The organism is Streptococcus agalactiae ATCC 13813 (genome assembly GCF_000186445.1).
Taxonomy (GTDB): Bacteria; Bacillota; Bacilli; order Lactobacillales; family Streptococcaceae; genus Streptococcus; species Streptococcus agalactiae.
Genome location: NZ_GL636070.1, coordinates 2,111,500 through 2,123,860 on the forward strand (window position 1 = coordinate 2,111,500; position 12,361 = coordinate 2,123,860).

General features: G+C 34.9%; 11 protein-coding genes. 3 read left to right on the top strand and 8 right to left on the bottom strand.

Translation table 11 applies throughout. The features are described 5' to 3' along the window. Nucleotides 1-11: 11 nt before the first annotated feature. The 5 genes from sufC to HMPREF9171_RS103595 all read right to left on the bottom strand — a co-directional run bounded on the left by sufC (nucleotide 12) and on the right by HMPREF9171_RS103595 (nucleotide 5,752). Nucleotides 12-782 carry a Fe-S cluster assembly ATPase SufC gene (gene sufC, locus HMPREF9171_RS103615; protein WP_000114502.1) on the bottom strand — a complete coding sequence of 257 codons (771 nt, stop codon included), beginning with the start codon at nucleotides 780-782 and terminating at the stop codon, nucleotides 12-14. 164 nt (nucleotides 783-946) lie between these two features. Further along, nucleotides 947-2,107 carry a glycosyltransferase family 4 protein gene (locus tag HMPREF9171_RS103610; protein ID WP_000612110.1) on the bottom strand — a complete coding sequence of 387 codons (1,161 nt, stop codon included), beginning with the start codon at nucleotides 2,105-2,107 and terminating at the stop codon, nucleotides 947-949. A gap of 1 nt (nucleotide 2,108) precedes the next feature. Beyond that, entirely contained in the window at nucleotides 2,109-2,864 is a 756-nt protein-coding gene (mecA, locus tag HMPREF9171_RS103605; RefSeq protein ID WP_000425371.1) for an adaptor protein MecA, read from the bottom strand. Nucleotides 2,865-2,983: 119 nt separating this feature from the next. Next, nucleotides 2,984-3,823 (bottom strand): undecaprenyl-diphosphate phosphatase, encoded by an 840-nt coding sequence (locus HMPREF9171_RS103600; RefSeq protein WP_000905327.1) that lies wholly within the window; start codon nucleotides 3,821-3,823, stop codon nucleotides 2,984-2,986. Nucleotides 3,824-3,868: 45 nt separating this feature from the next. Next, nucleotides 3,869-5,752: a DUF2207 domain-containing protein gene (locus HMPREF9171_RS103595; protein ID WP_000710528.1), complete on the bottom strand. Its 1,884-nt coding sequence runs from the start codon at nucleotides 5,750-5,752 to the stop codon at nucleotides 3,869-3,871. Between the two features lie 135 nt (nucleotides 5,753-5,887). Here HMPREF9171_RS103595 and HMPREF9171_RS103590 point away from each other — a divergent pair, with 135 nt between their 5' ends. The 3 genes from HMPREF9171_RS103590 to HMPREF9171_RS01000000113100 all read left to right on the top strand — a co-directional run bounded on the left by HMPREF9171_RS103590 (nucleotide 5,888) and on the right by HMPREF9171_RS01000000113100 (nucleotide 9,179). Continuing rightward, nucleotides 5,888-7,438 (top strand): ABC transporter substrate-binding protein/permease, encoded by a 1,551-nt coding sequence (locus HMPREF9171_RS103590; protein WP_000722379.1) that lies wholly within the window; start codon nucleotides 5,888-5,890, stop codon nucleotides 7,436-7,438. A 9-nt stretch (nucleotides 7,439-7,447) separates the two neighbouring features. Continuing rightward, nucleotides 7,448-8,188, top strand: a complete 741-nt coding sequence (locus tag HMPREF9171_RS103585; protein ID WP_000189496.1) for an amino acid ABC transporter ATP-binding protein — start codon at nucleotides 7,448-7,450, stop codon at nucleotides 8,186-8,188. 874 nt (nucleotides 8,189-9,062) lie between these two features. Then, a complete protein-coding gene (locus HMPREF9171_RS01000000113100; protein WP_000818733.1) occupies nucleotides 9,063-9,179 on the top strand; it encodes a putative metal homeostasis protein in 117 nt (38 codons plus the stop codon). Nucleotides 9,180-9,270: 91 nt separating this feature from the next. On the opposite strand, the gene HMPREF9171_RS103580 is transcribed toward HMPREF9171_RS01000000113100, so the two are convergent. The 3 genes from HMPREF9171_RS103580 to HMPREF9171_RS103570 form a co-directional block, all read right to left on the bottom strand. Continuing rightward, entirely contained in the window at nucleotides 9,271-10,155 is an 885-nt protein-coding gene (locus HMPREF9171_RS103580; protein ID WP_000052515.1) for an SPFH domain-containing protein, read from the bottom strand. 147 nt (nucleotides 10,156-10,302) lie between these two features. Continuing rightward, nucleotides 10,303-11,967, bottom strand: a complete 1,665-nt coding sequence (gene fakA / locus HMPREF9171_RS103575) for a fatty acid kinase ATP-binding subunit FakA (protein ID WP_000036699.1) — start codon at nucleotides 11,965-11,967, stop codon at nucleotides 10,303-10,305. Then, entirely contained in the window at nucleotides 11,967-12,332 is a 366-nt protein-coding gene (locus tag HMPREF9171_RS103570; protein WP_000216444.1) for an Asp23/Gls24 family envelope stress response protein, read from the bottom strand. Before HMPREF9171_RS103570 ends, fakA begins: the two co-directional genes overlap by 1 nt. Between the last annotated feature and the right edge of the window lie 29 nt (nucleotides 12,333-12,361).

Consider the following 12,361-nt stretch of genomic DNA (forward strand, 5'->3'; position numbering starts at 1 on the left):
GAAGTGACAAATTAGACTTCTTCTTTATACTCTAAACCAAGCTCTTCAGCGATTTGAGCATAACCTTCTTTCTCAAGGCGAACCGCTAATTCTGGTCCTCCTGACAATACTACCTTCCCGTCCATCATAACGTGTACTTTATCTGGTGTAATGTAATTCAAAAGGCGTTGATAGTGTGTAATAATCATAGCACCAAAACCTTCACCACGCATTTCATTGACTCCCTTTGATACCACTTTAAGAGCATCAATATCAAGGCCAGAGTCAATCTCATCCAAGAGGGCAAACTTAGGCTCTAACATTAGGAGTTGTAAAATTTCATTGCGCTTCTTCTCACCACCTGAAAAACCTTCGTTAAGATAACGTTCCGCCATTTCTTCTTTCATGCCAAGTAGTTCCATCTTTTCATCTAACTTAGTGATAAATTGGCGGATGGAAATTTTATCATCATCAGCCTTTCCCGCATTCATAGCTGCTCGGATAAATTCAGCATTAGTAATCCCTGGAACCTCTGAAGGGTATTGCATCGCAAGAAATAGACCCAAACGAGCACGTTCATCCACTTCTAGCTCTAAAATATCTTCACCATCAAAAAGAATTTCACCTGCTGTAACTTCATAATTAGGATTTCCCATAATAGCTGCTGAAAGTGTCGACTTCCCAGTACCATTTGGACCCATGATAGCAGCAATTTCTCCTGTTTTCAACGTTAAATTAAGACCTTTTAAAATTTCTTTATCTTCAATAGAAACATGAAGATTTTTGATTTCAAGTACAGACATTGTACACTCCTTTTCTTGGTTAACAGAGAATATGTGATATTTCTCTATGGTTTAAAGAAGATATTATAGGGCACTCACCCGATATTATATTCTAAATAATTATAGCAAAAATGAGGTGTGACTGCTATCTAAATGATTAAAACTAAAAAAGCCTTTTCAGGCTTTTATTTTTGATGCTTATCGCTATATTTAGCAATAACACTTTGTCTGTAATCACTGTTACCAATGAACTTTAAGAGATTAAATAGTGGTGTCCGATTCTCACCCCAAATATTTAAACCTTCTATAAAAATTTCCATTGCTAATAGTAGCGCCAATAGAAGAAAAATTCCCCCAATACGACTAGAAACATTTAAAAGCAAAGCGATAAGTGAAAAGATAATTGCAATACCATAAACAACTAAAACTGCTCCTCTATGTGTAAATCCCATAGATAGCAATCGGTGATGCAGGTGCATCTTATCAGCTTCAGAAATCTTTTTTCCTGATAATTTACGCCTCACAATAGCAACAGCTGTATCCAAAATAGGAACTCCTAAAATAATGACAGGTGTTATCACTGCAACAGCTGTGGAGTTTTTTAAACCTTGAAGCGATAATACACCAATCATAAATCCTATAAACAAGGCACCAGCATCACCTAGGTAGATAATGGCTGGATGATAATTATAAGGGAAAAAACCAACTATTGAGGCGATTAAAATAACAATAGTTAGCGTGAGAAAAAAATCTATTTTAGGTAAAAAGAAATAAGAAACCACTGCCATCGTTGCTAGACTGATGATTGAAACACCACTAACTAGACCATCTAGACCATCAATCAGATTGATAGCATTAGTGATTGAAATAATCCATAAAACTGTCAAAAAGAAAGTTAGAATAGGACCAAACTCCAAGAGTGGACCACCTATTGGAATCTTAAAACTATCAAATCTAAAATGTGTAAATTTCCATATGATAACAGCTGCAATAATAATTCCCAACATTTTATAACGAGGTCTTAATTCAAAGATGTCATCTATAAATCCTGTTGTTGTAACTACGAGACCGCCAATAATTACAGGCAAAATGTAGTGAAAATAAGAGACTTCTATAAAGTGTCTACTGGCCGCCATTGGCATGAAAAATAATGTTGTTACAACAAAGGAGAGAAATATTGCTAAACCACCACTACTTGGCATTGGTACTTTGTTGATTCTTCGAGCGTTCGGTTTATCAACCGCTCCTACCTTCAAAGATATAACTCGAATAATAGGAGTTAGAATGATTGATAATAAAAATGCTCCAATCAATACAAAAATATACTCAATTGTAAAAGGTATCATTTTATCCCATCTCAATCATTTGTAATTTTGAAATAGCATCATCATGAATCAATTGAATACTATGCTCTTTCAAGTAAGCTCGTGTTTTTGTGCCCACATTAGCATGTTCAAGCATTCGAGCGTACATCAAATTAGCAAAGTAGCTTGGTTGGTTTTCCAAGTCTAGCAAAATTGTCATATGATAGCCTTTACCATTTTTATAGAGTTCAGAAGCTTCTATTGGAAAATCAATCGTTTGTGAAAATCGAACTACAGCTTCAATATTATCAAAATCAAAGACATAGTGAACATATCCAATCGTTTCTACTTCCTTTTCAGGTTGTTCTTCAGAAACATTTTCCTCAACTACTTCTTGAGTTGCTTTATCCATCATATTTTCAATTTCTGCTAATTTGGCATGGGCATCCGTATCCCCTTTTTCCAACATCGATTGTTCCAATGTTTTAAAAAAGTCTTCTGGAGACATTTTTGAAATGTCACCCAAATCTGCTAATTCTTCTAAATTTAAATCTTTACTTAATTCAGACTTTGTAACAAAAACATCAATGCGATCTTTTTTAGGTGTTACTCGAAAACTTAACATACCACTATTTTTAAAGTTTTCTGGCAAGTCTAATTCATCCATGACAGAATAGAAAAATTCCTCAGTCTTCTCCTGAGGGATTAGGAAATCTTTCAGCTCCATACCACGATCTTCTAAATCTTCCATACTAATTGTAATTTTCAGTGTTGTTTCACTGATTTGTTTCATTTCCATATCATCACCTCATACGAGTATTCAGTTTTCTTATTATACCGAAAAAGCTATTTTTTAGCAATTTTTCGCAGCCTAACACGCTAAAAAGCTGAGGAATACTCAGCTTTTTATGTTATATTTTAGAATAAATGAACAACTAACCAGTAGAGGATGAGTAAACTTCCTAAGACTATACGATACTTACCAAAGATGGTGAAATCGTGTCGTTTGACATAGTCTGTCAAGAAACGAATAACATATAAACTAACTACGAAAGCTGTCAGACTTGCTACTAAAAGTATTAAAGATTGGTCTAAACTCAAGACGTTACCATCTAAAAAGTATTTAACCGCCTTAAGTCCACTATAACCAAACATAGTTGGGATGGCAAGGAAGAAAGTAAAGTCAGCAGCGACCGAACGACTAGTTCCAATAATAATTGCTCCTAAAATAGTAGCTCCAGAACGACTGGTTCCCGGAACAATACTGAGAACCTGGAAGCATCCAATCAAGAAAGCTGTCTTATAAGACATACTTGCCAATTCGGTTACCTGTGGTTTGAGGTGTGCATTACGTTTTTCAACCCATATGAAGACAAAACCATAAAAGATTAGGGCTATTGCAATCGGGATCATGAAATTAAAATGAGCTTCAAACCAATTATCAAATGGTAAAGCAATTAAAATAGATGGAATACAAGCTATCACTACTTTTAACCATAATTGCCAAGTTAAACGAATTTCTCTAGCAGATTTACCTGGCTGAAATGGGTTAAGGCGTTTAAAATAAATGACAATAACTGCCATAATTGCCCCAAGTTGTATAACAATATTAAACATTTCAACAAAGGATTTGCTTTGGTTCAACTTCATAAACTCTTGAACCAAGATTAAATGACCAGTACTAGAAACAGGTAACCATTCTGTCACTCCCTCAACGACTCCTAAAAATAGGGCTTTGAGTAATTCAATTATTAACATAATAACTCCATAAATTTTTCTTTATTATATCATACTTTTGGAAAATTAGAAGGCACCGCCACCTCCGCCGCCTCCGCCGCCTGAGAAACCACCTGAAGAACCGCCTGAATTAACACTAAAATTAGAAGCGTGACTAACATTTTCAGTTATCGTTGAAAAATGATTACTAGATTGATTGACTGAAATCGCAAATCGATGACTATCAATGTTTGCAAACCTTTCTGGAATATCTATTTGGTTCACTCTGAGTACTTTCTCAACACGGTCAGCGTAGCCGAATAAAGTAGCGTAAACCAATATTCGATTCCATAATACGATACTTTCTAACTCTGAACGATCAAACGATTTGATATCCCTTAGCATGTTCCTAAAACTAGTCCATTGGTAGACACGACTTGCTCCATCTTCAGTTACAATATAACCGTTACTTATTTTTCTTGTCATCATAAAAATGATTTTATTCAACAACAGGATAACACCAAACAATAAGAGATAGATACAGAAATAGGTAAAATAATTTAAAAAAAGCGTATAAATTATAACAACAAAAGAAATAAGAGGTGATAGGTAACTGAATCTTTTCAACCTAGATAATTCTTTAGACTCTTCTGAAGACATTTTACGATAAGGGGATGAAATTCCCTTTCTTCTAAGAGAGTTTATATTGTCTTTAGAAATCAACCTTGTGAGACGCGTAATTCTTGATAAGGCATTACTTCCTCGGCGTCTCATTTGAGTTTGCAGATCTGAAGCCTTGTGCTTCTTTTTCAGTTCACGTAGTGTTTCTTTATAACTAAATTGGTAATTAGAAAAGAGTTGGTCTGGCTTCAAACTCGTAGAATCCGCAAAAGCAAACTCTATAAAATCTATTTCTGCATCAGAAGCTCTATCTAAGTTAGCTAGAGATAACAAGTTATCATCATAATTCAATACTTTTCTATCAATCAAGTCTAATAGAATTGACTGAATGAGTTGCTCTTGACTGATAAGGTGAGTTTTTTTCTCCTCATCTTGAAAATTTTTAAAGCTCATACTATAAATGCTTTGAGTTAACTCTAGTGGTGAAAGGTCCTCAGGTGCTTCATATAAATGATGATCCTTAGGGAATTGCCCGTATTTATTAACTTTTTTTCTAAACAGGGACACCCTAATTGAGATGAATAGTGTCACAATAATAAAGAATGAAGGTAATAATATCCTCAACAAGAAACTTAGGATAAAACCATGACGCTCTATCATCTTCTCTTGATGTTCAATTTTTTTCTTGTAATTATTTTTACTGTTTGTAGGTAGATTAAAATAAGATCTATCCCAATAACCATGAAATTCTAATCGTTTGTTTACATTAAAAGCTGTCAAATGGTAACGATTATTATTTTGTCTTATTTTAGGAGGAGTTTTAAGATAACCCAAGTGCCCCCAAAGACGAGAAAGAGCAACCTTTTTGTCAGTTGATATCCAAAAATCTACTTTCTCTAACGTTTTATCCCAGTCGCTAATAGGAATCCAGTTAAGTTCACCAACATCCTTATGCATAAATAGAACATTTTTTAGTTTCCACTGAACATTGACTTTAACAGTATCACCTGCTTCACCACCATTAAACACTTTCAAACGGTAGCCATCCTCCAAATCTTCTATCTGGTAACTAACTTTCCTTGCTTTACCATTAATTGAAACTTCGACCTGTGGCTTATTATTAATATCAAAATTGTCAGGTAACTTACCCGCCGTACCTAATGTGACATACTGTCCATTATAGGTCGAATCAAATTGGTAAGTAACCTTCTCTGTAAAATCAGCACTATTATCATTGTGAATAGTTAGATTACCCTCATAATGAGGAATGTTATAGTCCACCTCATCTGCTTGAACTGAAACCATAAAAAAACTAAGAGCTAAACAAATAACCAAAAAACATTTCTTCATTATCATCCTCCTTCCTTTGTTTGTATACCATTTTAACATAAAAATACAATTAATCGCTTTCAATAAGATAATGATATTGAAATCGACCTTGTTTTTCGGTAAAATAGGAGGAAGTAACTTATCGGAGGCTGTTGAATGAAAAAAATATTACTAAGTTTATTCACTGCTTTGCTTATCACCTTTGGAGGTATGACAAGTATACAAGCAGATGAATATCTACGTGTCGGTATGGAGGCAGCCTATGCGCCTTTCAACTGGACACAAAATGATAACACAAATGGTGCAGTTCCTATTGAAGGAACTGATCAATATGCTAATGGTTATGATGTACAAGTCGCTAAAAAGTTAGCTAAAAAGTTAAATAAAAAAGTTGTTGTTGTCAAAACAAAATGGGAAGGCCTTGTTCCAGCACTAACTTCTGGAAAACTCGATATGATTATTGCAGGAATGAGTCCTACAGAAGAACGTAAAAAAGAAATTAATTTTTCAAAGCCTTACTACATTTCAGAACCTACTCTAGTTGTTAATGCTGAAGGAAAATATACTAATGCTAAAAATATTAGTGATTTCAAAAATGCTAAAGTAACTGCCCAACAAGGAGTCTACTTATACAACCTCATTGATCAAATCAATGGTGTCAAAAAAGAAGTTGCCATGGGGGACTTTAATCAATTAAGACAAGCTGTAGAATCTGGTGTTGTAGACGCCTATGTTTCAGAACGTCCAGATGCAACTTCCGCTCAAACTGCTAATCCTAAATTAAAAATGATTGAACTGCACCAAGGGTTTAAAACATCTGATGCCGATACAAATATTTCTGTTGGGATGCGTAAAGGTGACAATCGTATTAATCAAGTTAATCAAGTTCTCGAAAGCATTTCTAGAGATAAACAAATCGCCTTGATGGATAAGATGATTAAAGAACAGCCATCCGTTAAAAAAGAAAAAAATGGGAAACCAAACTTCTTTGAACAGATGGCAACTATTTTAAAAAACAATGGTTCTCAATTCCTCAGAGGAACAGCTACAACCCTCCTAATTTCTATGGTAGGAACAATCGTCGGATTATTTATCGGCCTTCTCATCGGTGTTTTCCGTACAGCACCAAAATCTGACAATAAGTTAAAGGCTGCCTTACAAAAATTATTAGGTTGGTTACTTAACATCTATATTGAGGTCTTCCGCGGGACACCTATGATTGTACAATCAATGGTTATCTACTACGGAACAGCACAAGCTTTTGGAGTTTCGCTGGACCGTACACTAGCAGCTATATTTATTGTTTCAATCAATACTGGTGCTTATATGAGCGAAATTGTACGTGGTGGTATTTTCTCTGTTGATAAAGGACAATTTGAAGCCGCAACTGCACTTGGTTTCACCCATGGACAAACCATGCGAAAAATTGTTCTACCACAAGTTGTACGTAACATACTCCCAGCTACTGGTAATGAGTTTGTTATCAATATCAAAGATACCTCTGTACTGAACGTTATCTCTGTTGTCGAACTCTACTTCTCTGGTAATACTGTTGCAACACAAACCTACCAATATTTCCAAACATTCACCATTATTGCGATTATTTACTTCATCTTAACCTTCACCGTAACACGTATCTTACGTTACATTGAAAAACGTTTTGATTCAGATAATTACACAACCGGTGCGAATCAATTACAAGTCTAGGAGGTTGGTATGACACAAGCTATTTTAGAAATTAAACATTTGAAAAAATCTTACGGAAGCAATGAAGTGTTAAAAGATATTTCGCTTTCGGTCAACAAAGGCGAAGTTATTTCTATCATTGGTTCTTCTGGATCAGGAAAATCAACTTTCCTACGTTCTATTAACCTCTTAGAAGAACCAAGTGGAGGAGAAATCTTATATCACGGTCACAATGTTCTTGAAAAAGGCTATGATTTAAATAATTATCGTGAAAAACTTGGGATGGTCTTTCAATCTTTTAACCTCTTTGAAAATTTAAACATCTTAGAGAATGCTATTGTCGCACAGACTACTGTTCTAAAACGTGAACGCCAAGAAGCTGAAAAGATTGCTAAAGAAAACTTAAATGCTGTTGGCATGACTGAGCAATATTGGAAAGCTAAACCAAAACAATTATCAGGTGGGCAAAAGCAACGTGTCGCAATCGCCCGAGCACTTTCTGTTAACCCAGAAGCTATACTTTTTGATGAACCAACTTCAGCCTTGGATCCAGAAATGGTTGGTGAGGTCCTTAAAACAATGCAAGATCTAGCTAAATCTGGATTAACAATGATAATTGTGACACACGAGATGGAATTTGCTAAAGAAGTATCAGACCGCGTTATTTTCATGGACAAAGGAATCATTGCAGAACAGGGTACTCCTAAGCAACTTTTCGAAAATCCAACACAAGAAAGAACTAAGGAATTTCTACAACGCTTCTTAAAATAAAATTTATCCACATTTAAATATAGACTATTTATACCCCTCCAGTTCCATTGTCATCATTACAATGGAACTGGAGGGGATTTTTTATTGCCATATCTTTGGTGAAATCTACGACTAGCCTCAACTATAGATCAAATTAGACAGTCGTTATTGGATTGTATACTATTAAATAAGTTACTAAATCTCATTTTTTAATTTTAAGTGATATTTAATTAATTATATATTTGTTTAAAATTAAAAACATGTTGTTTTAATGAGTTTTAAATGATATAATATGGTATGCACAAAATGAACTAACCACTGTGCAAGAATAGTTTATTATTTTTGAAAGGATTTTATAATGAAACTTAAAATCAGTGTTTTAACAGCAGCTTCAGCTGTCACTCTATTATTAGCTACTTCAGCAAGTCTTGCGAAGGCAGACACAGTGTCTTATCCTTCACGCGATGCCGGGTTTATCTACTCTCGTGGGTACGCTCCAAAACACTTCCTAAGTGCTTACGATAAATAAAAACTGATCTTATTAACTTAACCGATACACTTTCACAAGTATAAATTTTCATTCAATTACATTAAAAATAATTATTTAGTTTGCTGAAAAACGATCACTCAACGATCGTTTTTTTATGTGCACATGATAGCCATTAGCTACTTTTTCGTTGGGTATTTTCCTCATTCATCTTTCACTTAATATCGCTTGTCAAATCCAAACCTCATTAATAAAGGTTTAATATTTCTTTGAACTTATTACTTTTGATTGATATTTAATTACTTTGCTATTTATTTTTAAATTTATCAACAAAGTACTTTACCAGTTAATTTTTTTGTGGTATACTGGTGTCTGTTAACGTTAATAAATTGTCTATAGGAGGTAATCATGGCTGAAAAAACAGACCTATCGTCAGCCTATCGCAGACTTAAAAGTCCTAACATTAAAACTAGAAAACGTGCTCTGAAAATCATTCATGAGTACAAACGTTACGGTAAAAAATAACTTTTTTCCGTCTCTCCAATTATAATAAATAAGTCAGACACAAAATAACCAGAGCATTTGCTCTGGTTATTTTGCTTCTATAAAAAGTTCATTATCTTGTTTTAAGAGCAGATAAAACTTGTGTACGAATATCTTCAACACCTTCTGGGTTATTTGGTAAGAAAATCGTTTGATTACCATTAATAGCAAATGTATTTAAAGTATCTAAATATTGATTTGTTAACAAGATAGACATGATTTGTTCTTCTGTCAATGTCACGTTAGCATCTTTCAATTCTTGAATCGAATCAGCTAACCCATCTACAATTGCTTTACGTTGTTGCGCAATACCCACACCATGTAGACGATCTTTTTCTGCTTCTGCTTCTGCAGCAGTTACAATTTTAATCTTATCAGCATTCGCTAATTCTTGAGCTGCTACACGTTTACGTTGTGCAGCATTGATTTCGTTCATAGATTGTTTTACTTCTGCATCTGGCTCAACCTTAGTAATTAAAGTCTTAACAATGATGTAGCCGTATGTTGACATTTCTTCTGCCACTTGATGTTGAACTTCCAAGGCTATTTCATCTTTCTTTTCGAATAGCTCATCTAATGTAAGTTTAGGTACTGATGAACGCAAAGCATCTTCGATATAAGATTTAATCTGAGCTTCTGGCTTTATTAATTTGTAATAAGCGTCTGTAACGTTATTTTCATTGACACGATATTGTGTAGCAATATTTAAAGTGACAAAAACATTATCTTTTGTTTTTGTCTCAACGATAATTTCACTCTGTAAAAGACGTAACTGCACTCGTGCTGCAATCTTATCGATACCCAATGGTACACGAATATGAATACCGCTAGTAGCAATCTTTTGATATTTACCAAAGCGTTCAATGATGGCTACTGTCTGTTGTTTAACAACGTATAAAGAAGTTATCAACAGAACAATCACTAAAACCAAAATAACCGTAAGAATAATTAATGACATCATAAATCTCCTTTGTATGAATGTTTTAAAACAATTCTAACACAATTTGTCAAAATTTTCAAAATACTAATACTTTATCATACTAAAATAGAAACTCTGATAAAATAAAAAATTAGAAGTATCTCTCCTAATTTTTTATTTTATCAATTATTCAACGCTCATGAGGTATGGATATACAGGTTGATCTCCTTGGTGGATCTCAACTTCAACATCTTCATAAGTTCCCTCAAGATATTCCGACAAGGTCTCGGCTAATGCTTGTTTACCATCTTCACCAACATAGATTGTCACGATTTCACTATCTTCATCAATCATTTTATCAAAAGTGTCTTTAAGTGCTTTTTCCATATCTGGTGTAGATACTAGAATTTTACCATCAACCATCCCAAGGATGTCGTTTTCATGAATTTCAAAGCCATCTATCGTTGTATCACGAACAGCTAAAGTCACACTACCACTAATGACATCTGAGAGGCTATTTGTCATATCAGCTACATTAGTTTCAAGAGACTTAGCAAGATCAAAAGCAAGTAAGCTAGTAAATCCTTGTGGAACTGTACGTGTCTCTACTACTGCTGCTGGAATATCAACGACATCTGCAGCTGACTGTGCAGCCATGAAGATGTTCTTATTGTTTGGTAAAATAATAACATTTCTAGCGTTTACTTTTTCAATCGCTTTTACAATATCTTCTGTAGATGGGTTCATAGTCTGGCCGCCAGAGATGATATAATCAACACCTTGTGATTTAAAAATCTCAGCTAGACCGTCACCAGCTACAACAGCAATAATACCATATTCTTTAGTTTCTTTGACAGTTTCTTCAACTTCAACCTTTTGCATTTGGGCATCATGTTGGTTACGCATGTTTTCAACTTTAACCTTCACAAGCGACCCATATTTCAAACCTTCTTGCATAACAAGACCTGGATCTTCTGTATGAACATGAACCTTGACAATTTCATCATCATTAACAACTAGTAAAGAATCCCCTAGATTGCTAAGATAACCTTGAAATTCTTCGTAGTTAAATTCCTTAACGTAAGTTGGTCCTTGCTTTAAACCAACCATGACTTCTGTACAATAGCCATATTTAATATCTTCTGTGGCTACGTGGCCTACTACAGCTTTATGGTGCTCTGCATTAACCATTTCAGTCATTGTTGCGGGAGTTGCTTTAAAATCTTCTGATGCGATATATTCCCCAGTCAGTGCTGAGAGGAAACCTTCGTAAATAAAGACGAGTCCTTGACCACCAGAATCAACAACACCAACCTCTTTAAGAACAGGTAGCATATCCGGTGTTTTAGCAAGAGCACGCTTAGCACCTTTAAGAGTTGCGCGCATAACTTCAACTGCATCATCAGTTTCTTCAGCTTTCTTTAGAGCAGCGGTAGCTGCACCGCGTGATACTGTCAAGATAGTTCCTTCAACTGGTTTCATAACGGCTTTATAAGCTACTTCAACACCATTCTGGAAAGCGTGTGCCAAATCTTGACCCGTTAATTCTTCTTTATCCTTGATACTTTGACCAAAACCACGGAATAATTGTGATGTAATTACACCTGAATTTCCACGTGCTCCCATCAATACACCTTTAGAAAGAATTTGACCAACTTCTCCAACAGTCGTCGCTGGTTTGTCTGAAACTTCCTTGGCTCCGTTTTCCATAGTCATCCCCATATTCGTACCAGTATCACCATCTGGAACTGGGAATACATTTAATGAGTTGACATACTCTGCCTGTTTACTCAGACGTGTACTGGCAGCTTGTACCATTTCTTGGAATAAACTTGTCGTAATCTTTGACACTAATCTTCTCCTACAACCTTAATACTTTGCACATAAACATTCACCATATCAGCAGATAAACCAAGCTGATTTTCGAGATTGAATTTCACTCGCTCTTGAATATTTTTTGAAACTTCACTAATTTTGACGCCGTAACTCATGACAGTATAAACATCTACTGCAATGCCCGCTTCACTAGACCTCACAACAACACCTTTTGCGTAGTTTTCCTTACGCAAAAGTGCTTGAAAGTTATCTTTGATAGCACTTTTACTTGCCATACCAACAACGCCAAAAATTTCCGTTGCTGAACCTCCAACGACAGTTGCAATAACGTCATCAGAGAGTTCAATTTGACCATCTCTTGTATTGATTTTTACAGTCATATCTACTACCTCAAAAAGTTTTTATCACT

Coding starts and splice junctions, on each gene's coding strand:
- HMPREF9171_RS103600 (WP_000905327.1), bottom strand. CDS start 3,823: ATGTTAATAATTGAATTACTCAAAGCCCTATTTTTAGGAGTCGTTGAG.
- HMPREF9171_RS103570 (WP_000216444.1), bottom strand. CDS start 12,332: ATGACTGTAAAAATCAATACAAGAGATGGTCAAATTGAACTCTCTGAT.
- HMPREF9171_RS01000000113100 (WP_000818733.1), top strand. CDS start 9,063: ATGGCTGAAAAAACAGACCTATCGTCAGCCTATCGCAGACTTAAAAGT.
- mecA (WP_000425371.1), bottom strand. CDS start 2,864: ATGGAAATGAAACAAATCAGTGAAACAACACTGAAAATTACAATTAGT.
- HMPREF9171_RS103610 (WP_000612110.1), bottom strand. CDS start 2,107: ATGATACCTTTTACAATTGAGTATATTTTTGTATTGATTGGAGCATTT.
- HMPREF9171_RS103590 (WP_000722379.1), top strand. CDS start 5,888: ATGAAAAAAATATTACTAAGTTTATTCACTGCTTTGCTTATCACCTTT.
- HMPREF9171_RS103585 (WP_000189496.1), top strand. CDS start 7,448: ATGACACAAGCTATTTTAGAAATTAAACATTTGAAAAAATCTTACGGA.
- HMPREF9171_RS103580 (WP_000052515.1), bottom strand. CDS start 10,155: ATGTCATTAATTATTCTTACGGTTATTTTGGTTTTAGTGATTGTTCTG.
- HMPREF9171_RS103595 (WP_000710528.1), bottom strand. CDS start 5,752: ATGAAGAAATGTTTTTTGGTTATTTGTTTAGCTCTTAGTTTTTTTATG.
- sufC (WP_000114502.1), bottom strand. CDS start 782: ATGTCTGTACTTGAAATCAAAAATCTTCATGTTTCTATTGAAGATAAA.